Here is a 20,853-nt window from a genome sequence, read left to right as displayed (position 1 = left end):
CGAAACCCGGGCCCACGTCCCGGGTCGCGTCAGGCCTGGCGGGCAAGCAGCCGCGTCAGGGCCACCTCCGTCTTCGCATCCGGGATGTCCCCCCGCCGGCACGCCTCCAGCACCTCCTGGATGGGCCGCCAGTGCAGCTGCGTGCCCTCCTCCAATGGCGAGCCGTCCCCTTCCGGCTCCACCGGCGAGAGGGCCGTGACGTCCACCGCCGCCGGAAACACCTTCTCCGACAGGATGCCCGGCGCGAGGAAGAACGAGCCACCCAGCAGCTGGATGTCCTCGGGCTTCACCGCGTAGCCGGCCTCCTCCCGCACCTCCTCCGCCGCGCGCCGCTTGAGGCCCTCCTCGCCCTTGTCCTCCGGCTCCAGCAGCCCCGCGACGATTTCCTCCACCCGCAGGTAGCCCGCCGCCGGGTCCGGCACCGTCATCGCCCCCCGGTTGTCCTTCCGGAAGTACGCCGCCGGCCGCAGGTTCATCCGCGTCAGCACCTCCAGGCCCGACGCGCCGCGTCGATAGACGAGCACCGCCACCGCGTCCAGCCGGGGCCGGTCCACCACGTCCACCCGGTACACCGGCGAGGAGCTCCCGTCCGAGCGCCGGTTGCGGCACCGCAGCCGCCGCACCCGCAGGAACCCCTCGTCACAACGGGCGGTAGACGAGAAATCCTCGATGATCTCGATATCAGTGACACTGGAATGGCTCTGCTTCATGCCTGCCTGCTCTCCTGGGGAGTAGGAACGCCACCGTGACAGGTTAGGAATGCGCTGGCCGCGTTGCTTGCCCGACAGTGCCTGATCCCGTACGGTGCGCCGGCTTTACCGTTGTCCTCCCCCTGAAACACGGAATCTCTCCTGATGCGTCGCGTCCTGCTCGGCCTCTCCTGCGCCCTGGCTACGGCTTCGTGCATGCCGGTGGTGGAAGGCCAGGATTACCACCTCGAGGGGCAGCAGGTCCGCCTGACGCTCCTCCATACCTCGGACATCCACTCGCGCCTCATCCCCTACGACTTCGCCCCGCTGCGGACGGACCAGGACCTGGGCATCATCCCGGAGGCCGGTCCCTTCGGCGGCGCGACGCGCATGGCGGCGCTGCTCAAGCGCGAGCGCTCGAAGGGCGAGCGCGTCATCCACCTGGACTCGGGTGACTGCTTCCAGGGCGCGCCCATCTTCAACATCAATACCGGCGAGGCGGAGTTCAAGTTCCTCTCGCAGGCGCGGCTGGACGCGGCGGTGGTGGGCAACCACGAGTTCGACGCCGGCGCGCTCAACTTCACCCAGCGGGCGCGCGACAACGCCACCTTCCCCCTGCTGGCCGCCAACTACATCTGGAGCGACTGGCGCCAGGTGGGCAGCAACCAGACGGCGCTGGAGACCGAGCCGTACACCATCCGCAACGTCAAGGGCGTGCGGGTGGGCATCATCGGCATGGCCAACATCTCCTCGCTCAACTCCATCGTCGAGGGCGGCAACAGCCTGCAGGCCACCCCGCTGGAGCAGAACGAGGTGGTGCGCGCGTACGTGGAGCTCCTGCGCCCGGTGACGGACCTCGTCGTCATCGTCAGCCACCTGGGCCTCCACGAGGACCAGGACGTCATCCAGGGCTACGAGGCCTACTACGAGTACGGCCGCATCAAGAACTTCATCAACCGCACCAAGGAGCCCTGGGAGGTGCTGGAGTGGTTCGGCCCCCAGGGTGACGAGAAGTCGGTGGTGATGGTGCGCGTCCCCGGCGTGACGGGCGTGGACGTGGTGCTGGGCGGCCACCTGCACGTGGTGCTCAACCCGCCGCAGCTGCTCTCGGACCCCAGCGGCCGCAAGGTGGTGCTCGCGCACTCCGGCGCGTTCGCCAAGTACGTGGGCCGGCTGGAGCTGGTGGTGCAGATGCCCCAGCAGCTGGGCGACGGCGAGGGCGCCGAGGTCGTCACCCAGGACTACCGCGCGTTCCCCCTGGACGCGCTCTGGTGCGACGACACCATGCGCCGCTACCGCTATGACCCGGGCAAGTTCTGGGAGGCCGGCCAGTTCATCCAGGACCCGGGCGTGCGCGCGGCCATCGAGAACTGCAAGCTGCAGGAGGACCGCGACACCACGCAGCTGCTCCAGCCCTACATCATCGGCATGGACATGAAGCTGCAGCTCACCAACATCTTCTCCTACGCCCCGCGCGACGTGCAGCGCCGCAACAACTCGTCGGGCGGTGACTCGCCGCTGGGCAACATCGCCGCGGACTCCATGCGCAAGCGCCGCCGCGTCGAGGCGGAGATGGCCCTCACCAACTCGCTGGGCATCCGCGACAACCTCTACGCGGGCGTGGTGACGCAGGAGTCGATGTTCAACGTGTTCCCCTTCGAGAACACCATCAACATCATGTACCTCTCCGGCAAGGAGATGCAGGAGATGTTCAACTTCGTGGCCGAGCGCTCCAGCGAGCGCGGCTGCGTGAGCCAGGCCCAGATTTCCGGCGCCCGCTTCACCATGGACTGCGCCCAGGTGCAGCTCAACGACCTGCGCGTCTCCTGCGACCGCGCCCAGGGCGGCAAGGACTGCCCCCAGGACAACCGCGCGGGCCACGCGCCCTGGCAGTGCATCGAGGACGAGACCTCCGCGTCGGGCGCGGGCCGCTGCTATGCCAACCCGGGCACGGACATCGTCATCAACGGCAACCCGCTGGACCCGAACGGCACGTACAAGATCGCCGTCAACGACTACATCGCCAAGGGTGGCTCGGGCTTCAACGTGCTCAAGCGCAACACCACGCGCATCGAGACGGGCATCTCCCTGCGTGACTCGCTCATCGGCTACATGCAGAGCTTCTGCACCTGCGAGGACATCCTCGCCGGCAAGGAGACGTCCGCGACGGGCACCCGCTGCGGCAACCTCATCAACGGCCGCTGGACGGTGGACGACCAGGTCGTGGGCTACTGCCGCGCGGCGAGGGACTTCAAGGACGAACTCGATGTGAAGGTGGGTGACTGCGCGTGCGGTGACCTCCTCCAGCGCGGGTTCGACCTCAAGGGCTGCAACGCGCCGGAGGGCATCGCCACGCCCGACGATGCCCGGAAGGCCTGCATCGACGGGAAGAAGGTCAGCGAGAACCAGCTCCCCACGGGGGAGGCGTGCACCTGCGGGACGCTCGCGACGCGGGAGTACAACCCCCAGGGCTGCGCGCCGCCGCCCGAGCATGACACCGTCGCCGAGGTGAAGGCCTACTGCTCGCCGCTCGCCGGCCCCTACACCGGCCGTTGCACCTGCCGGGACGTGCTGGCCGGAGGCAACCCGGTGTGCGGCAACGTGACGCCGCAGCTGCGCAACTTCTGTGAGAACCCCACCTCCATGTCCATCGCCGACGCGGTGGAAGACGGCCGTATCGGCCGCAGGGTGAAGTGAGATGAAGCGACTCTTGCTCCTGTCGGCCGTCGCCGCGGCCGGCTGCTACACCGAAGAGACGAAGCAGCCCGAGGGCATCGGCACCTTCCAGGTGGAGGTGAAGGGCCTGTACACCACCACCACCCCGCGCGCCCTGCTGTCGGTGGACAACGCCTGCGCCACCCAGCACGGCGGCCAGGGCAGCGTTCCCGCCGAGGTGCGTGGCACCCCCAACTGCCGCTACCTCATTCCCCGGGGCGCGGTGGACATCGACATCGACATCACCGCCGTGGACGTGAAGGGCCAGGCGCTGGAGTCCTTCAACGGCCCGGTGTCCTTCCGCGTGGTGCCGGGCAACCTCACCGGCGAGTACAAGTACCGCTGGGTGAACCTCACCAACGGCAAGGCCACGGCCACCGTGCGCGCCGGGCAGCTCTACGGCGAGATGCACGTGTGGGTGCAGGACGAGCCCCCCCAGGTGGACTACTCCGACGGCGGCGTGGTGGGCGGAGACCTGCCCCCCGAGCCGGCGACGCGCACCTACGCCACGGGCCTGTCCCGGTCGCTGCACTTCGAGGAGCCCTCCATCGCCTCGGTGCAGACGCCGCAGAACGGCAACCAGGAAACGGCCTACGTGGGCACGTTCATGCGCATCGGCCGCAGCCCGGAGGCCGGGCCGGCGCTGCGCCAGAGCTGCGCCGAGGGCGACCCGAACAACGGCCAGCCCGTCACCCTGCTCGTCACCGGCACGGACCCGGGCGGCTTCTTCGTGACGGACCTCACCTCCTGCCGCGTGCGGGAGCAGGGCATCCAGGGCGCCAACATCCAGACGCCCGAGCCGTCCGGCTTCCTGCCGGGCCGCTTCAACTCGCTCTACATCTACAACTACTCCTTCCCGGAGGGGCTGGACCCGGGTGACCTGCTGTGGGCGGTGGCCGGCTCGGTGCAGGAGTTCACCGCCACCACGCAGCTCACCTTCCCCTCGTGGACGGTGCGCGAGCGCGTGCGCCTGCTGCCGCAGGCCGAGTGGGACAAGTACCTGAAGCTGGTGCCGCCGGTGGAAATCAACGGCCGGCTGTGCGGCTACAGCGGCTCGCCGTACATCACCGACCCGCTGTGCGGCTACAGCTACGGCAACTACAAGATGGAGAGCCTGGAGTCGTCGCTGGTGAAGATTCGCCGGGTGAAGTTCCCGCGCGTCATCCACAACTGCGACGCCAACGGCAACGGCACCGTGCCCTTCTTCTGCGCGGACACGCGCGCCTCCACCTGGGGCGGCTGCGGTGGCACGGACAACCCCAGCGACCCGGACCTGCCCGAGCGCCAGTGCAACATCGACTGCACGCTGGGCATCGGCCAGTTCGCCGGCCAACTGTGCAGCGAGCGCCACACCTTCGAGACCTTCGGCCAGTTCGTGGTGGAGATGAACCCCACGGGCGCGCCCGAGGCGGGCCTGGACGGCTCGGTGGCCGCGCGCGTGAAGTCCGTCACCGCGCCGGTGGACGGCAAGCCGGAGACGCCCCCCTCGTGGGCCAGCACCGACGAGCTGGACACCAACATGCTGACTCGCATCTGGTGCGACAAGGCGGCCAACCTGCGCTTCGGCGGCAGCAACCTGCCCAACACGCCGGATGTGCCGCTGGCGGCGAGCACCGTGCTGGAGCACCGGCTGACGGCCTCGCAGGGCTTCGTGTGGGCCTCCGCTCAGAACGAGGCCGATGGCGCCGTCACCTGCCAGGTGGGCCAGGACTCGCGCACCCGCATCAACGTGGTGACGAAGGACGCGGTGCCGGACCTCGTGGTGGACTGCCGCGAGGACGACCCGGACGCCACCCGCGCCCAGCAGTGCCGCTTCCTGCGCGCGGCCACCTTCGACGTCACCGGTCACCTGCGCCAGGTCAGCGCCGCGCGTCCGCGGTGGATGGTGCTGCCTCGCGACCAGGACGACATCTGCTGCAACCCGGGCCCGGACATGCAGTGCCCGAAGCCCATCCAGCCTTGCGCCAACCCGTAGCCGTCATCGTTCGAAAGTAGTTCGCGCCCCGGTGAGAGCCGGGGCGCGGGGAGGAGCGGTTCCCCCCGGGCCGCTTCGTGGAGAGGGACATTGAAAACGCTGCAGACGCTGGCCCTGACCGGGCTGCTATCCCTGAGTGCGCCCGCCTGGGCCAGTGACTTCGTCGACACGCGCCTGTCGTTCGTCTTCGCGGACGACAACGTGCTTGCGGGCGCGGGTGAGACGACGCCCAACAGCCCCAACGCACGCTTCGGCGCGGGCAACCAGAACACCCAGTTCTACGACAACTTCAACACCCGCTTCTCGGGCTTCGAGTCGCTGTCGAACGTGGTGCTCTACACGCGTGCTCCCTCGTTCTTCGAGGGGCTCACCACCGAGGCGGCGCTGACGCTGCTCGTGCTGGAGCGGCCGTCGGGTGGCGTCGACATCCGCGACAACTCCAGCTACATCCGCCTCAACTACCAGCCGCCGGGCTGGGGCGAGAAGGAAGGCCTCTCGCTCGTCGGCTTCCCGGTGTCCGCGGACCGCTTCCGTCTGGGCTACGCGTACCGCATCTCCTGGGGCGGCAGCAGCGTGTTCACCACCCGCTCGCAGGCCAACGGCGTGCCGGGCGTGAAGCTGCAGCTGACGCGGAACAACTGGTACGCGTACCTGGGCGGCAAGACGGCGCTCGTGCAGAACGAGCTCATCCTCGAGGAGGAGACGCTCTACGGCGCGATGGCCGGCGCCGGCGTGGACATCCTGGAGACGCTGCGCGTGGAGGCCGGCGCGGGCTACTTCCAGAAGGGCCTCGTGCCCGGCCTGGCCACCCTCGGCATCGAAGCGCCCGTGAATGCCGTGGGCGTGTCCGGTCAAGTCGTCTACCACGTGGGCGTGCCCGTCGGCACCAGCGTGGACTTCCGCCTCTACAAGAACGACCCGGAAATCTACCAGCGCTTCTTCGCGCCGGAGCAGTACCCGGGTGGCCTGTCCTACTCGGTGTCGCTCGAGGGCAGCTACCTGTCGCAGACGCTGGAGAAGCCGGACGAGTTCGGCGCCACCGAGCCGCAGGGCGCCACCGCGGTGGCCCTGCAGGCCCGCGCGAAGTGGAACTACCTGCGCGTCAGCCTCCTGGGCCTGTACCGCAGCCTCTCGTACATCCAGTTCGACGTGCCGGGCTTCCCCCCGTTCCAGGACTTCCCCGAGGGCACGGAGCTGAACCCGGAGATGTTCCTGGCGCTGGGCGCGGACTACCACTTCCCGGAGATGCACTTCACGCCGGGCTTCATCGTCGGCGTGCAGCAGCCGGCCTCGTTCCGCAGCCCCACCCCGCTGCTGGGCGGCAACAACCCGCCGGAGAACCTCATCGGCACGCGCACCGTGGTGGTGCGTGACGTGAATCAGCTCAGCATCCTGCCGGAGCGCTGCGGCGGCAGCATCTGCGAGGCGGAGCCCATCCTCTCCGCGAAGGCCACCTTCCGCTGGGACCTGTCCGAGTCCGTGGCCGCGGTGGGCGAGGTCTACTACACGTACGACAACAACCGGACCACGTTCCGGGATGACGTCACCGGCGTGGCCCAGCCCAACTTCGAGGAGCCGCACGCGCTGGGCTTCAACACCCTGCTGCAGGCGCGCTTCTAGTCCGCGGGGCTCCCCACGGGGCCCTGTCGGAAGGAGTACTCCGGCCCGGCTTCCTCTCTCCGAGGAGCCGGGCCGTTGCCTTTCTCAGGCGGACGTCATGCGCACCACCTCGTCGAAGGCGGTGAGGCCCTGGGCCAGCTTGCGCACGGCGGCCTCGCGCAGGGTGCGCATGCCCGAGCGCCGGGCCGCCGCCACCAGCGCGTCATAGGGCGCCTCGCGGGAGATGAGGTCCCTCAGCTCGCCGCCGCAGGTGACGATTTCGAAGACGCCGGTGCGGCCCACGAAGCCGGTGCCCCGGCAGCGCACGCAGCCGGCGCCCTTGAGCAGCCGCACCCCGCCCGGCAACAGCGGCAGCGGCGCCTGGAGCGCCAGCAGCTCGTCCGGGGTGAGCGTCGCCTCCTGCGCGCAGTGGCTGCACACCCGCCGCAACAGGCGCTGGGCCATGACGCCCAGCATGCTCTGCGCCAGGAGGAAGGACGGCACGCCCAAATCCCTCATGCGCGCCACCGCGCCCAGCGCGTCGTTGGTATGCAGCGTGGAGAGCACGAGGTGGCCGGTGAGCGCGGCCTGGATGGCGTTCTCCGCCGTCTCGCCGTCGCGAATCTCGCCCACCATGATGACGTCCGGGTCCTGGCGCAGGATGTGGCGCAGCGCCCCCGCGAAGTCGAGCCCCACCTTGGGCTGCACCTGCACCTGGTTGAAGGCGTCCCACACCATTTCGATGGGGTCTTCGATGGTGGTGACGTTGATGTCCGGGCCCGCCAACGCCTTGAGCGCGGAGTAGAGCGTCGTCGTCTTGCCGCTGCCCGTGGGGCCAGTGACGAGGATGAGGCCGTGGGGCCTGTCAATCCACGACTCGAAGGAGGACTTCTCGTCCTCCTCGAAGCCCAGCTGGGCGATGTCCTGCACCAGCGTCTCCGGGTCGAAGATACGGATGACCACCTTCTCGCCGAAGGCGGTGGGCAGCGTGGACACGCGAAGCTCCACCTCGCGGCCCTCGCGCTCCGTCTTGATGCGGCCGTCCTGGGGCTTGCGCTTCTCGGAGATGTCGATGCGCGCCAGCATCTTCACGCGCGAGACGATGGGCGCGTGCACCTGCGCCGGCAGCGAGTACACCGGGTGCAGCACGCCGTCGATGCGCAGGCGCACCAGGCTGGTGCCGCGCTTGGGCTCCACGTGGATGTCCGAGGCGCGGTTGTCGAAGGCGTAGCGCAAGAGGTAGTCCACCGCCTGCACCACCGGCCGGTCCGACGCCTCCAGCTCCTGCGTGCCGCTGAGCGACACGAGCTGCTCGAAGTTGGAGACCTGCACCCCGGCGTCGGCGCCGAAGTCGTCCGCGGCGCGCGCCAGCGTCTTGTTGAACCCGTAGATGTGGGAAATGGACCTGAGGATGTCCGACTTGGCGCTGAGCACCGGCTCCACGGGCAGCCCGGTGAGGCGGTGGAAGCTCTCGAAGAGCTCGCGGTCGAACGGGTTGGCCACCGCCACCCGGAGGATGCCCTGCTCGGTGCGCTCCAACGGCAGCAGCACATGCTTCTGCGCGTAGGGCCGGGACACGACGCGCGTGGCCAGCGCCATGTCCAACTTGAGCGGGTCGATTTTCAGGTAGGCGATGCCGGCGGCGCGCGCGGCGGCCTCGCTGATGCGGTCCTCGTCCAGGACGCCCCGGCCGTTGACCAGGGGCACCTGGAAGGCGGCCACCAGCTCCACGGGCGACACGACGTAGCGCGCCGCCTCCTTGCCGGTGCTGCCCTGCGCCTTGAGGACGCGGGCACGCGCGGCCGGCTCGCGGGCGAGGATTTCCTGGGCCTGCTGGGGTGACAACAGCTTCTGGGCGACCAGCGCCTCCAGCACGAAGAGGAGGGTGAAGTCGTCCCGGCTCTTCGTGGGAGTGGGAGCCCCACCCGCGCCGCTCACTGCCTGTGCCACGTGCGTCTCCTTCCAGCCATCCACGGCGGCCCCACCCGTCCGACGAGGCACGCCGCCGCGGACACCGGAGCGCCCTGGCAGTCCGGGCTGGCGGACGGAGCGTAGCAGGCGCCCCCGCCGCCACGGAGCATGTTGGCGGGCTGTCCTGGCTGGTCCGGCTGGCCGGCGGGCAGGCCACGCCCCAGCGGGCGGGGCGTCTAGCCGCGAACCGCCCGGACGGCGGCATCCACCAGCGCCTCGGGCGTGGGGCGCTCCGCCACGGCGGCGGGCGGCAACCCCAGGCGCTCCAGGGCCGCGGCCGTGGTGGGGCCAATGGCCACCACCTTCGCGGCGCCGAGGCGCTCGCGGCCCACGGCCTCCAGGAAGGCCTCCGCGGTGCGCGGCGACGCGAAGAGCGCCACGTCCGGGGGCGTGGCCTCCAGCTGCGTCAGGGCGTCCTCCGGCAGCGGCGCGGGCGTGGAGCGGTAGGCCGTCACGCGGGTGACGAACACGCCCAGCTCGCGCAGCCCTTCCTCCAATTCGCGCCGGCCTTCCTCGGCGGCGGGCAGCAGCACCTCGTCGCCGTGCTGGAGCGAGTCCTTGATGAGGTGGAAGAGCGCCTCGCCCGTGCCCTCCTCGGGCTCGGCGGCCACCTCCAGGCCGAAGCCCTCGGCGGTGCGCGCGGTGCGCGGGCCCACGGCGGCCACCTTCACGCGGCGCAGCCGCTCCACCGTGCCCGCCTCGCGCAGGGCCTCCATCAGCGCCTCCACTCCGGAGGGGCTGGCGAACACCACCCAGCGGTAGCGCTGGATGTGCTCCGCCGCGGATGCCAGCGGACGCGGGTCCTCCGGGGGCCGCAGCTCCAAGAGGGGCACGCTGAGCACCTCCGCGCCCTCGTCCTCCAGGAGAAAGCACAGCTCCTCGGCCCGCTCACGCGGGCGCGTCACCAAGACTCGGATGCCTTCCAGTCGCCGTTCCACGCGGCGGCACTCTAGGACTCCCGGGCCTCCGCGCGGCGAGCGAAATCTCGCAGGATGTCCGCGGCGCCACGCCCCAGCAGGTCATCCGCCAGGGACTCGCCCAGCTCCCGGGCCTTCTCCACCGGGCCGCGCACCTCGCCCCGCACCACCCGTGTGCCGTCCGGCCGGCCCACGAGTCCGCGCAGGTGCACGGTGCCGCCGTCCACGGTGGCGTGGCCGGCCAGCGGCACGGTGCAGCCGCCCTCCAGCTTCGCCAGGAGCGCGCGCTCGGCCGTCACCGCGACGCGGGTGGTGGCGTCCTCCAGCGGCGCCAGCAGCCCGCGCACGTCCGCGTCCGCCGTGCGGCACTGAATCGCCAGCACGCCCTGCCCCACCGCCGGCAGGCTGAAGTCGGTGGGAATCACCTGGGTGATGACGCCCTCCAGGCCCAGCCGCTTGAGGCCCGCGTACGCGAGCACCGCGCCGGCCAGCCCCAGCTCCTTCGTCCTGGCCAGACGCGTCTGCACGTTGCCGCGCAGGCTGACGATTTCCAGGTCCGGCCGCGCCGAGCGCAGGATGCAGCTGCGGCGCAGCGACGACGTGCCCACGCGCGCGCCCTTCGGCAGCGTGTCCAGCGTCAGCCCGGCCAGCCCGCAGAAGGCGTCGCGAGGGTCCTCGCGCGTGGGCACCGCCGCGAGCATCAGCCCCTCGGGCAGCACCGACGTCATGTCCTTCAGGCTGTGCACCGCGATGTCCGCGCGGCCGTCGAGCAGCGCCTGCTCGATTTCCTTCACGAACAGCCCCTTGCCGCCCACGGCGGACAGGGGCGCGGACAGGAAGCGGTCCCCCTCGGTGGTCATCTCCACCAGGGACACCTCGAGGCCGGGGTGGCGCGCCGTCAGCAGCGCGGCCACGTGACGGGCCTGCCAGAGCGCCAGCGGGCTCTGGCGGGTGGCGATTCGCACGACCTTCATCGCTTGGCTCCGGTGGCGGCCTGCGCGGGCGCGGCGGCGACGGGGACGGCCTTCTCGGACGCCGCGTCCTCCAGCTCCAGCAGGCCGAACAGCTCCGCGGCGGCACCGGCCAGCCGGTTGCCCTCGCCCTCCGGGCCCACGGCGCGCAGCCGCGAGGTGGGCTCGTGCAGGAGCTTGTTGACGATGGCGCGGCCCATGGCCTCGATGCTCTTGCGCTGCTTGTCGTTGAGGCTGTCGCCCAGCGCGCCCAGCGTGCGCTCCACCTCGGCGCGGGCAATGGCCTCCGCGCGCTGGCGCAGGCGGGCCAGCACCGGCGTGCCCTCGCGCAGGGCGCGCTCCTTGACGAAGCGGGCCACCTCCTGCGCCACCAGCACGCCCGCCTTCTGCGCCTCCTCGGCGCGGGCGGCGGCGTTGTCCGCGACGAACTTCTGGATGTCGTCCACGTCGTAGGCGTGCACCCAGTCCAGCGAGCCCACGCCCGGGTCGATGTCGCGCGGCACCGCCAGGTCCACCATGAACAGCGGCCGGCCCTTGCGCGCCCTGCCCACCGAGCCGACGTTCTCCTTGGTGAAGAGGGGCACCGGGGACGCCGTGCTGCACACCACCACGTCCGCCGCGGCCAGCAGCGCGAACAGCTCGTCGAAGGGGCGCGCCGTGCCGCCCACCTCGGCCGCCAGCCCTTCAGCACGGGCCAGGGTGCGGTTGGTGATGAACAGCTTCGTGGCGCCCGCGCCCTTCAGGTGGCGCGCCGCCAATTCGCCCATCTCGCCCGCGCCCACCACCAGCACCGTCTTGTCCTTCAGCCCGTCGAACACCTTGCTGGCGAGCTGCACCGCCGCGGCGGCCATGGACGTGGAGGCGCGGCCGATGGCCGTCTCCGTGCGCACGCGCTTGGCGCAACTGAAGGCCGCCGCGCACGCGCGCGTCAGCTCACCGCGAACCGCGCCCGCGCCCTGACCCCGCTCGAAGGCGTCCTTCACCTGACCCAGAATCTGGGCCTCGCCCAGCACCATGGAGTCCAGGCTGCCCGCCACGCGGAACAGGTGCACCAGGGCATTCTCCCCCTGGTGCTCGTAGAGGTGCTCCAGCGCCTCCGGACCGCCGAGCGCCTGGATTTCCCCCAGCACGCGCTGGCGGGCCATGGCCGCGTCCGGCGCGGAGAGGTACACCTCCACGCGGTTGCAGGTGGACACCCAGAGCGCTTCCACCGGCGCCTGCGCCAGCCGCTGGAGCACTTCCACCTGCCGCGCCTCGGACAGCGCGAGCCGCTCGCGCACCGTCAGGGGCGCCGTCCGGTGGGACAGGCCAATGCAGATGAGCTCCATACTCAGGGCAACCTCATGGCCGACGCTGTCGGCGACGCCAGGTCGTACGAGGACAGGAAGGACACCAGCACCAGACAGAAGCCGGCCATGGTGAGCAGCGCCACGCGCCGGCCCCGCCACCCCGCGAAGATGCGCGCGTTCACCAGCGCGGCGAACACGCCCCACGCCACCACGGTGGCAATGGACTTGCCGTCCCAATGCCAGCCGAGTTCCGGCGCGGTGACCACGAAGGCGGTGCCCGTCACCAGGGTGATGGACAGCGCGATGAAGCCCCACAGCACCAGCCGCCGGTTGAGCGTGTCCAGGAACTCCAGCGAGGGCAGGCGCGCGAAGAGCAGCCCGAAGCGCTTGGCCTTCACCTGCTTCTCCATGAGCAGGTACATGACGCCCACGCCCGCGGCGACCGCGAACGCGGCCAGCCCCAGCAGCGCGAGGCTGATGTGCAGCGGCAGCAGCGGCTGGCGCACCCCCGGGGGCAGCGGCGCCTGGCCTCCGTGCAGCAGCAGGCCGGGGAGCAGCACCGTCAGCGCCAGCGGCGTGATGAAGGCGCCAAGCACGGGCCGGCGGTAGCGCACGTCCAGCGCCAGGAAGATGGCCAGCAGGAGGAAGGCCAGCGCGGAGAAGCCCTGCGCCAGCCCCACCGGCCGCCCGGACTGGGCGCCGAGTAGCTCGAACAGGGCCACGCCGTGCAACGCCAGTCCCCCACCCACCAGCACGCGCCCGGCCGTGGCCAGCACTTCCGACTGGCGGACCAGGTAGGCGAGGTAGACCACGGCGGCGAGGCCGTAGGCGTGGCAGGCGAGCGAGACCAACGTATGGCTCATGGGCAGGCTCTTAACCGCTGACGACGGGCGAATCAGCCCATCTTGTTGAGGATGAAGGCGGCCAGCAGGTCCGCTTCGGAATCCGGTTTCTTCTCCCCACCTTCGGGACGAGGCGAGGAAGCCACCTCCGTGACATACCCCGGAACGACCTCGTAGGCGTTCTCCCCCACCAGCACCGAGTCGGCCATCTGCTCGGCCCCCATCCGGGCGAGCTGCTCCTCGGTCTTCACCCGGGCCACCAGGCCCTGGGCGTCCTCACCCGACACGAGCTGCACGAAGTGCACCGCCGGGGTGAGGGGGAAGGTCGTACCTCCTTCCGCCATGACCACCAGCTTGCCCTCGCGCAGGTCCGCTTTGTCCGCCAGGGCCCACTCCTCGAGCTGGGTCTGGGGCAGGAAGAGCTTCGTCACGCCCCGTAGCCTACACCAGCCGCGCCCCGGGCGGGGCGATTGGGTTGAAACGCCCCCCATTCGTTCGCATCTGTGCGGCCAGAAGGTCTGATGGCCGGCCGAACCTTGCAGGGTCATTGGACGCGTACTACAGGACGCGCGGATCGGCCGGAGACGGGCCCGAAGGAGACATCATGGCAGGCGCTGACGTGACGAACATCGGGGATGGTGACTTCAAGCAGCAGGTGCTGGACTCCCAGCAGCCCGTGCTGGTGGATTTCTGGGCCACGTGGTGCGCGCCCTGCCGGGCCATTGCCCCGGCCATCCAGGACCTCGCCGCCAAGTACCAGGGGCAGGTGAAGTTCACCAAGCTCAACATCGACGACAACCAGGACACGCCGCAGCAGTACGGCATCCGCTCCATCCCCACCCTGCTCATCTTCAAGGGCGGCCAGGTGGTGGAGCAGATTGTCGGCGCGGTGCCGAAGACGCGCATCGAGGCCGCGCTCCAGAAGGCCCTGTAGTCGAGTCGTCGTCCCGTGAGCCCCCGGGCTTCGCGCGCGTGAGGAGTCCCCTCCTTGCGCGCCGATGCCCGGCGCGGCGCTCACTCGAGCAGCTCCACACAGCGGCGCAGCACCTCCAGTCGCGCGTGCCGCTTGTCGTTCCCCGCCACCACGTGCCACGGCGCGTCCGGCCGGTGCGTGCGGTCCAGCATCTCCTGGATGGCCGCCTCGTAGCGCCCCCACTTCGCGCGGTTGCGCCAGTCATCCGGCCCCAGCTTGTAGCTCTTGGCGGGGTCCTTCTCGCGCGACTTGAAGCGCTGGAGCTGCGTCTTCTTGTCGATGTGGATGAAGAACTTCGCCATGCGCACGCCGTCGGCGGTGAGCATGCGCTCGAAGGCGTTGATTTCGTCATAGGCGCGCCGCCACTCGGCCGGCTTCGCGAGGCCCTCCACCCGCTCCACCAGCACCCGGCCGTACCAGCTCCGGTCGAAGATGCACACCTCGCCCGTGCCCGGCGTCTTCCGCCAGAAACGCCAGAGGTAGTGGTGCCGCTTCTCCTCCTCGGAGGGCGCGGAGATGGGCCACACCTTGTAGCCACGCGGGTCCATCAGTGAGGAGAGCCGGCGGATGGCGCCTCCCTTGCCCGACGCGTCCCAGCCCTCGAACACGATGGCCGCTCGCCGACCCGTCAGGTACGTCTGGATCTGCGCGCGGAACACGCGCTCCTGCAATTGAACCAGCTCTGTTTCATACGCCGTGGAGTCCTCCACCGACACTGACAAATCCACCCCGCTCAGCGTCACCGTCCCCGGAGGACTTACGGGAAACACGTATCCATTTGCAGTCTTGTCATCAATTTTCTGAAAACGTTTACGAGTCACGACAGACCCTCCAAGGTTGTATTGACAGCGATGACTTCAACCGCCAAATAGGCACATAGCAGCGTGTGTCTGTGATGATTAATCGTTTTCACTTGGAGTATTCATGGCACGTCCTCGCAAAGAATTGGCCAACGTCCCCCTGACGCCGGCCATGGTCAATTGGGCGGAAGCGCTGGGAGACGCCATCGGCCGCGGAATGCTGCGGGCGCTCAACACCGGCATGCCGTCACTGGGTAGCAACGGCAACGGGAGCAACGCGATGGTGGCTGGTCGCCGCCGGGGTCGTCCGCCGAAGGTGCTCGCCAGCAACAGCAGCGGCATGGTGTCGGCGGACCGTCGCTGCACGGTGGATGGCTGCGGGCGCGAGCAGCGCTCGAAGGGCCTCTGCTCGGCGCACTACCAGGCGGAGCGCCGTCGCCTGCTGTCGGGCGGCAAGCCGGCCTGAAGGCCCGCTGGCGCACGCGGAAACTCGCCCACGGCCCTGGGCGGACCGCTGGCGTACCGGCGCTGACGCTGTACCGACGGTTGAAGCGTGCTCGGCCTGTTCCCTACCCGCCCTGCCAGGGGTCGGTGACGGAGGTGGTGGCCTTGAGCAGCTCCCAGGCGGCCAGGACGTCCACCACGCGCTCCAGCTCGTTGGGCAGTGAGCGAGCCCGCTGGGACTTGAGGTAATCCTCCGCGAAGGCCCGCAGGCGCATGCCCACGAAGAGGCGCGCCAGGGCGACCTCCGTCTGCCCGCTGAAGTCGAGGAAGCGGATGCCGAACCCGCTGCGTCCGTCCGGCCCGTCGGCGCGCTCCTCGCGGACGATTTCCGCGCGTGCCTGCACGGGCGGCGCGCCGGGCTCCAGCGAGAAGCGCACGCCCAGCACCGTGCCCAGCGGCAGGTAGAAGGTGCTCTCCAGGAAGGCCCCGCTGACGCTGACGTTGACGGAGGTGAGGCTCGCGCCGAAGCGCCGCTCGCCGTCCTCCCCGTCCACCCACACCTCGAAGCGCGTGGCGAGCTGCGCGCGGGGGAACTGCCGGTGCTCGGCCTCGCCCTGGTTCATCTCGATGAGGGGCGCGAGCGGCGCGCGCGCTGGCGGAGCCTCCGCCGCCGGACGGCTGTCCACGGCTGTGCTCGTGGATTCGCGGGCCGGGGAGGCCCCACCCGCCGGAGCACGAGCCGCCGACTCGCGGGCCGCCGCGGCGTTGCGAGCCGCCGGAGCCGCGCCGGCCGGAGCGCCGCGGGCCGCCGAAGCACTTCCCGCGGCTTCGCGGGCCGACGGAGCACCGCCCGCCGCCGCGTTGCGGGCCGACGGAGCACCTCCCGCCGCCGCCGGACGGGCGTCCTTCACTCCCACCGGCGCTTCCGCCACCGCGGTGCGCGCCGTCCCACTCCCCTTCTGGGCAACCTTCCTCTGCATGACGCCACCTCCACCTGCCCGGAAAGCTACCGCCTTCCCACCCGGAATGGTGGGGTGATTCGCACCCCCTCGAAGGGAGGGATGACGCCGGGCCCACGGGGAGCCCGGCGCGGGCTCAGAACATGTGCCGGCGCATGCTGATGTTCACCAGCAGGCCAATGCTGAGCATGACGGACAGCATGGACGAGCCGCCGTAGCTCATCAGCGGCAGGGTGATGCCCGTCACCGGCAAGAGGCCGATGACCATGCCGATGTTCTCGAACACCTGCCAGAACAGCATGGCCACCACGCCCACCGCGACGAAGGCGCCGAACCTGTCGCGGGCGTTGAAGCCCACCCCCAGGCCGAAGATGAAGATGGCGCCATACAGAAGCAATAGCAGCACGCACATCACGAAGCCGTGCTCCTCCGCCCACACGGAGAAGATGAAGTCCGTGTGCTGCTCGGGCAGGAAGCGCAGGCCCGTCTGGGTGCCCTCGCGCCAGCCCTTGCCGGACACGCCGCCGCTGCCCACGGCAATCTTCGACTGCGCCGCGTGGTAGCCGCTGCCGCGCAGGTCCGCCTCCGGGTCCAACCATCCGGAGATGCGCTGGCTCTGGTGCTTCTTCAGGTGGTGCCGGACGATGGTGGGCCGGGGCTCGGGCACCTCGCGGATGTAGTCGTTCCAGATGATGATGGCGCCCGCGAGGATGCCCGCCACCAGCGTGGCCACGAGGTACCAGCGCACCTTGCCGAACAGGATGACGGTGAGCGACGTCAGGCCAATCATCAGCGCGGTGCCCAGGTCCGGCTGCACCAGCACCAGCACGAAGGGCACGCCGAAGACGAGCACCGGCTTCCACAGGCGCACGAGCCCGTAGGACGGCTCGTTGGGCCGGAAGTCGTCGTGGTAGATTTTGGCCAGCATCAGCACCACGCCAATCTTCATGAACTCCGCCGGCTGCAGGCGGAACGGGCCGATGACGAACCAGCTCTCGGCGCCCTTCGCGGTGTGGCCGAAGACACGCAGCGCCAACAGCGCGACGATGTTGGCGACGTAGATGGGCAGCGCCATGCGCTGAATCCACCGGTAGTCCACCAGGCACACCACCAGCACGGCCACCAGGCCCACGCCCAGGTACAGGGCCTGGGTGGGCCAGACGGACGTGGCTGGCGGATTCGGCCGCGAGGCCGACGCCAGGTTCCAGACGCCCAGGAGGCACACCGCCAGCACGCAGAAGATGAGGCCCCAGGGAACGTGGGGCACCATCCGGCGCTCAATCCGCAGTTGCACGCGTGTGTTCCTCTTCGTCACCCGGCAGGTGCGCCGGGGGCAGCACGCCCCGCGTCAGCGCCGCCTCGTCGGCGCTCGGCAGGCGGCGCGACACGGACGGCGTGTAGGGCTGGTTGGGACGCGGCAGCGGCGCCGTCGCGTCCAGCTTCTTCAGCTCGAAGTACTTCTGGAAGACGGCCATCGCCGTGGGCGCCGCGTCCGAGCCACCGTGGCCGCCGTGCTCGTTCAGCACGACAATGGCCAGCTCCGGCTTGTCCGCCGGGGCGAAGCCGGCGAACCAGGCATGGTCGCGCTCGAAGTAGCTCATCTGGTGCGTCTTCAGACGCACCGCGCCCAGCCGGGCCACCTGCGCGGTGCCCGTCTTGGCCGCCACCTTGATGTCCTTGTCGGCCAGGCCCGCCATGCGCGCGCGGTACGCGGTGCCGCCCGGCTCCTGCGCCACCTTCACCAGTCCCTCCACCACCGCGTCGCGGTGCGCGCGCGGGATGTCCACCTTGCGGGCGACCTCCGGCTTGAACTCCTCGACGACGTGCCCGTCCAGGTTCTCCAGCCGCTGCACCATCTGCGGCTTGTAGAGCGTGCCGCCGTTGGCGATGGCCGCGTACACCAGCGCCAGCTGCAGCGGCGTCACGTTGTTGTCGCCCTGGCCGATGGCGCTGTTGAGCGCCATGCCCTTGGTGTAGCCGCCGGGCGACGCCTTGTCGTGGTACGTGCTGGTCGGCATGATGCCCGGCACCTCGGCCACCACGTTGATGCCCGTGGGCGCGCCCAGGCCCAGCGCCTTGCCCATCTCTCCAATGGGGTCCAGGCCGATGGTGTCCGCCACCTTGTAGAACCAGGTGTCGCAGGACGTCTTCATCGCGTTGTAGCCGTCCATGGGCCCGTGGCCGCTGTCCTTGTGGCAGCGCCAGGTGCGCGCGCCCAGCCGGTAGCCGCCGGGGCAGCTCACCACCGTCTCCGGACGGAAGGCGCCCGACTTGAGGGCGGCCAGCTGGGTGACGACCTTGAAGGTGGAGCCCGGGCTGTAGTGCTCGGCGGCCACGCGGTTGATCATCGGCTCCAGCGGGTCCCTGGACAGCAGGGCCATCTGCGCCGGCGTGACACGGCCGGTGAGCAGGTTGGGGTCGAAGCCCGGCCGGGACACCAGCGCCTTGATGAAGCCGGTATTCACGTCGATGGCCACCACCGCGCCCGTCGCGCCCGGGAAGGCGCGCTCGGCCTCTTCCTGCAGCCGCATGTCGATGGAGAGCACCAGGTTGCTGCCCGCCTGCGGCGGCACCACGGCGTTGTCGCCCAGCTTGTCGTTCAGCTCGTCGATGCGCTGCCCGCGCGCGTTCACCACTTCCTTGCGCACGCCGTCCACGCCGCGCAGCCGCTGCTCGAAGTAGCGCTCCAGTCCGCGCCGGCCGATGTAGTCCCCCAGGGCGTACCGCGAGCCGTCGGCGTTGAGCCGCTCCAGCTCCTCCTGGGTGATTTCGTTCATGTATCCCAAGACGTGCGACAGCACGGTGTTGGTCCGGTAGAAGCGGTGCGGGACGGGCGCCACCTCCACGCCGTCGAGGATGTCGCGGCGGGCGGCCAGCCGGTCGTACTCGTCGCGCGTGAGGTCCACGCGCACCGGCACCTGCTGGAAGGGCGCGTTGCGCCGCCCCATGCGCACCATGTCCTCCACCTTCTTGCGCTGGTCGGCGTCCCACTGGAGCAGCTCCGCCAGGCGCGGAATCACCTGCTCGAAGCAGTGGGTGCAGAAGGCGGGGGTGATGAAGGCGTCGAAGGACGGACGGCTGTCCACCAGGATGGTGCCGCGCGCGTCCTTGATGACGCCGCGGTCGGCGCGCAGCCGCACCTCCTTGACGAAGTTGGCCACGCTCTTGGCGGAGTACTCCTCGCCCCGGGTGATTTGCAGCCGGTAGAGCTGGATGGACAGCATGACCAGGCCCACCGACATGGCGAGGCCCAGCCAGAGGAAGCGCCGCTTCAGCTCGCGGCCCGGAGTCGTGTTGCCCAGCGTGGGAGGCGTCACCGCAAGAGCCCCATCTGACGGTCCTGGCTCGCCTCGAAGCGGCGCAGGAACGGGAAGAGCGCCAGCGCCGCCGCGCCGGTGAGCATCACCTGCAGCGGCAGCCCGGACAGCAGGGAGGACGTGCTGCCGTCCTTCACCGTCAGCCAGGTGAAGAACGCGGCCAGAAGCCCATGGCCCACGTCCGCGCCCATGGCGAACAGGGCGAAGGACATGGCGCCGCGCACGTCCACGAACGTGGAGACCAGCCGGCCCACCAGGAAGGTGAAGACGGCCAGGAAGGTGAACAGCCCCGTGGGCTGGCCACTCATGAGGTCCAGCAGGTAGCCCACCGCGAAGGCGGAGACGGCCCCTTCCAGCAGCGTGGCGCGCAGCGCCAGGAACGCCACCAGCACCACGGTGACGTCAATGCGGCCGAGCACCAGGCCCGCCTGCTTCACCACCACCGACTCCAGCGTGAGCAACGCCAGCGCGAGACACACCGTCACCAGGAACTTCATTTCGACGCGCCCTCCGCGGTGCTGCCCGGCGCCATGGCGCTGTAGGGACTGCCCACCACCAAGACCTCTTCCAGCTTGCTCGTGTCCACCGCCGGGACGATGTCCGCGCCCTGGAACATGCCGTGCTCCTTCTTCTCCAGGTTGGTCACCGTGCCCACCACCATGCCGGGCGGATAGATGCCATCCGTCCCCGCGGTGATGATGATGTCGCCGTTCTCGATGTCCTCGGTGCGCAGCATGTTCTCCAGCTTCAGCGGCCCCGCCCCCGCGCCCGACGCCGTGCCGCGCGCCCGCGAGCGCTGCACCCGCACCGCCACCCGGCTCTGCGAGTCCGTTATCAGCGCCACGTCCGCGTAGCCCCCCGTGGACCGGATGACCTGCCCGACGATGCCGTCCGGCGTCACCACCGACATGCCCCGGAACACGCCGTCCTTCTCCCCGCTGCTGATGCGCACCGACAACAGCTTCGCCACCGGATTGACGCCCACCACCCGCGCCGGAATCTCCGGCCCCGCCGCCGTCTCCGCGTAGCCCAACAGCTTGCGCAGCCGCTCGTTCTCCGTGCGCGACTCGCCCAGCGACTGCACCGCCGCCCGGAGCTGGAGGTTCTCCAGGCGCAGTGCGTCATTCTCCTGCCGCACGCCGCGCAGGTCCAGGTAGCCGCGCACGGCGGCGACCGAGCCCTCGATGCCCGTGGTGAGTGCCTGCTGGACGGGCGAGGACACGGCGATGATCGCCCGGTCGAGGAAATTGGGGTCCCTGCCCTTCCGCCCGCTCAGCAGGAAGGCAACGAGCGGGTAGAGCAGCAGGACGCCCACGAAAATGGGGCGGCGATATCGCTTGAGGAGCGACAGCAAGGGTCGGAATCTGTCTCTTATAACAATCTGACGCTGCC

Annotated in this window: 18 protein-coding genes; 5 read left to right on the top strand and 13 right to left on the bottom strand. The window is 70.1% G+C overall.

Going from position 1 to position 20,853, the window contains the following annotated elements:
* Nucleotides 1–29: 29 nt before the first annotated feature.
* Entirely contained in the window at nucleotides 30–710 is a 681-nt protein-coding gene (locus HG543_RS20895) for an NUDIX hydrolase (RefSeq protein ID WP_169346575.1), read from the bottom strand.
* Nucleotides 711–854: 144 nt separating this feature from the next.
* Between HG543_RS20895 and HG543_RS20890 the strand changes: the two genes are divergently transcribed.
* From HG543_RS20890 to HG543_RS20880, 3 genes are all read left to right on the top strand, one after another.
* Nucleotides 855–3,386, top strand: coding sequence for a bifunctional metallophosphatase/5'-nucleotidase (locus tag HG543_RS20890; protein ID WP_246357192.1), 2,532 nt, complete (start codon nucleotides 855–857; stop codon nucleotides 3,384–3,386).
* Nucleotide 3,387: 1 nt separating this feature from the next.
* Nucleotides 3,388–5,379 (top strand): hypothetical protein, encoded by a 1,992-nt coding sequence (locus HG543_RS20885; protein WP_169346574.1) that lies wholly within the window; start codon nucleotides 3,388–3,390, stop codon nucleotides 5,377–5,379.
* A 90-nt stretch (nucleotides 5,380–5,469) separates the two neighbouring features.
* Nucleotides 5,470–6,999, top strand: coding sequence for a hypothetical protein (locus HG543_RS20880; protein WP_171817818.1), 1,530 nt, complete (start codon nucleotides 5,470–5,472; stop codon nucleotides 6,997–6,999).
* Between the two features lie 84 nt (nucleotides 7,000–7,083).
* Here HG543_RS20880 and HG543_RS20875 read toward each other — a convergent pair whose 3' ends face one another.
* The 6 genes from HG543_RS20875 to HG543_RS20850 all read right to left on the bottom strand — a co-directional run bounded on the left by HG543_RS20875 (nucleotide 7,084) and on the right by HG543_RS20850 (nucleotide 13,399).
* Nucleotides 7,084–8,928, bottom strand: a complete 1,845-nt coding sequence (locus HG543_RS20875) for an ATPase, T2SS/T4P/T4SS family (RefSeq protein ID WP_169346573.1) — start codon at nucleotides 8,926–8,928, stop codon at nucleotides 7,084–7,086.
* A 197-nt stretch (nucleotides 8,929–9,125) separates the two neighbouring features.
* Entirely contained in the window at nucleotides 9,126–9,857 is a 732-nt protein-coding gene (locus HG543_RS20870) for a uroporphyrinogen-III synthase (protein ID WP_211194061.1), read from the bottom strand.
* Between the two features lie 41 nt (nucleotides 9,858–9,898).
* A complete protein-coding gene (gene hemC, locus HG543_RS20865; protein ID WP_169346571.1) occupies nucleotides 9,899–10,840 on the bottom strand; it encodes a hydroxymethylbilane synthase in 942 nt (313 codons plus the stop codon).
* The gene (gene hemA / locus HG543_RS20860; protein ID WP_169346570.1) at nucleotides 10,837–12,165 is read right to left on the bottom strand and encodes a glutamyl-tRNA reductase; all 1,329 of its coding nucleotides are present in this window, start codon (nucleotides 12,163–12,165) and stop codon (nucleotides 10,837–10,839) included. The genes hemC and hemA overlap by 4 nt, the downstream gene beginning before the upstream one ends.
* 2 nt (nucleotides 12,166–12,167) lie before the next feature.
* Entirely contained in the window at nucleotides 12,168–12,989 is an 822-nt protein-coding gene (locus tag HG543_RS20855; RefSeq protein WP_169346569.1) for a cytochrome C assembly family protein, read from the bottom strand.
* A 32-nt stretch (nucleotides 12,990–13,021) separates the two neighbouring features.
* A complete protein-coding gene (locus HG543_RS20850) occupies nucleotides 13,022–13,399 on the bottom strand; it encodes a hypothetical protein (protein ID WP_371876493.1) in 378 nt (125 codons plus the stop codon).
* 173 nt (nucleotides 13,400–13,572) lie between these two features.
* On the opposite strand from HG543_RS20850, the gene trxA reads away from it, so the two are divergent.
* Complete coding sequence (trxA, locus tag HG543_RS20845) at nucleotides 13,573–13,902, top strand: thioredoxin (RefSeq protein WP_169346568.1); 330 nt, start codon at nucleotides 13,573–13,575, stop codon at nucleotides 13,900–13,902.
* An 80-nt stretch (nucleotides 13,903–13,982) separates the two neighbouring features.
* Here the strand turns inward: trxA and HG543_RS20840 are convergent, their stop codons facing one another.
* Nucleotides 13,983–14,711, bottom strand: a complete 729-nt coding sequence (locus HG543_RS20840; RefSeq protein WP_169346567.1) for a polyphosphate kinase 2 family protein — start codon at nucleotides 14,709–14,711, stop codon at nucleotides 13,983–13,985.
* Nucleotides 14,712–14,865: 154 nt separating this feature from the next.
* Here HG543_RS20840 and HG543_RS20835 point away from each other — a divergent pair, with 154 nt between their 5' ends.
* Nucleotides 14,866–15,207, top strand: coding sequence for a hypothetical protein (locus HG543_RS20835; RefSeq protein WP_169346566.1), 342 nt, complete (start codon nucleotides 14,866–14,868; stop codon nucleotides 15,205–15,207).
* Nucleotides 15,208–15,310: 103 nt separating this feature from the next.
* Here the strand turns inward: HG543_RS20835 and HG543_RS55470 are convergent, their stop codons facing one another.
* From HG543_RS55470 to mreC, 5 genes are all read right to left on the bottom strand, one after another.
* The gene (locus tag HG543_RS55470) at nucleotides 15,311–16,165 is read right to left on the bottom strand and encodes a PilZ domain-containing protein (RefSeq protein ID WP_246357191.1); all 855 of its coding nucleotides are present in this window, start codon (nucleotides 16,163–16,165) and stop codon (nucleotides 15,311–15,313) included.
* Nucleotides 16,166–16,280: 115 nt separating this feature from the next.
* Nucleotides 16,281–17,414 (bottom strand): rod shape-determining protein RodA, encoded by a 1,134-nt coding sequence (gene rodA, locus HG543_RS20825; protein ID WP_171817819.1) that lies wholly within the window; start codon nucleotides 17,412–17,414, stop codon nucleotides 16,281–16,283.
* 7 nt (nucleotides 17,415–17,421) lie between these two features.
* Nucleotides 17,422–19,461 (bottom strand): penicillin-binding protein 2, encoded by a 2,040-nt coding sequence (gene mrdA / locus HG543_RS20820; RefSeq protein WP_169346564.1) that lies wholly within the window; start codon nucleotides 19,459–19,461, stop codon nucleotides 17,422–17,424.
* On the bottom strand, nucleotides 19,458–19,958 hold the full coding sequence (locus tag HG543_RS20815) for a hypothetical protein (RefSeq protein WP_169346563.1): 501 nt from the start codon (nucleotides 19,956–19,958) through the stop codon (nucleotides 19,458–19,460). Before HG543_RS20815 ends, mrdA begins: the two co-directional genes overlap by 4 nt.
* Complete coding sequence (gene mreC / locus HG543_RS20810; protein ID WP_169346562.1) at nucleotides 19,955–20,815, bottom strand: rod shape-determining protein MreC; 861 nt, start codon at nucleotides 20,813–20,815, stop codon at nucleotides 19,955–19,957. The genes HG543_RS20815 and mreC overlap by 4 nt, the downstream gene beginning before the upstream one ends.
* Nucleotides 20,816–20,853 lie beyond the last annotated feature (38 nt).

The sequence above is a fragment of the Pyxidicoccus fallax genome, from assembly GCF_012933655.1.
In the GTDB taxonomy this organism is placed as follows: Bacteria; Myxococcota; Myxococcia; order Myxococcales; family Myxococcaceae; genus Myxococcus; species Myxococcus fallax.
Note: the sequence above shows the minus strand (reverse complement) of the source record. Positions and strands in the feature narration are given on the sequence as shown.

What these genes read in the sequence shown, in the direction of transcription:
- hemC (WP_169346571.1), bottom strand. Translation starts at nt 10,840, where the DNA reads ATGAAGGTCGTGCGAATCGCCACCCGCCAGAGCCCGCTGGCGCTCTGG.
- rodA (WP_171817819.1), bottom strand. Translation starts at nt 17,414, where the DNA reads ATGGTGCCCCACGTTCCCTGGGGCCTCATCTTCTGCGTGCTGGCGGTG.
- trxA (WP_169346568.1), top strand. Translation starts at nt 13,573, where the DNA reads ATGGCAGGCGCTGACGTGACGAACATCGGGGATGGTGACTTCAAGCAG.
- HG543_RS20835 (WP_169346566.1), top strand. Translation starts at nt 14,866, where the DNA reads ATGGCACGTCCTCGCAAAGAATTGGCCAACGTCCCCCTGACGCCGGCC.
- HG543_RS20895 (WP_169346575.1), bottom strand. Translation starts at nt 710, where the DNA reads ATGAAGCAGAGCCATTCCAGTGTCACTGATATCGAGATCATCGAGGAT.
- HG543_RS20855 (WP_169346569.1), bottom strand. Translation starts at nt 12,989, where the DNA reads ATGAGCCATACGTTGGTCTCGCTCGCCTGCCACGCCTACGGCCTCGCC.
- HG543_RS20890 (WP_246357192.1), top strand. Translation starts at nt 855, where the DNA reads ATGCGTCGCGTCCTGCTCGGCCTCTCCTGCGCCCTGGCTACGGCTTCG.
- HG543_RS20885 (WP_169346574.1), top strand. Translation starts at nt 3,388, where the DNA reads ATGAAGCGACTCTTGCTCCTGTCGGCCGTCGCCGCGGCCGGCTGCTAC.
- hemA (WP_169346570.1), bottom strand. Translation starts at nt 12,165, where the DNA reads ATGGAGCTCATCTGCATTGGCCTGTCCCACCGGACGGCGCCCCTGACG.
- HG543_RS55470 (WP_246357191.1), bottom strand. Translation starts at nt 16,165, where the DNA reads ATGCAGAGGAAGGTTGCCCAGAAGGGGAGTGGGACGGCGCGCACCGCG.
- HG543_RS20815 (WP_169346563.1), bottom strand. Translation starts at nt 19,958, where the DNA reads ATGAAGTTCCTGGTGACGGTGTGTCTCGCGCTGGCGTTGCTCACGCTG.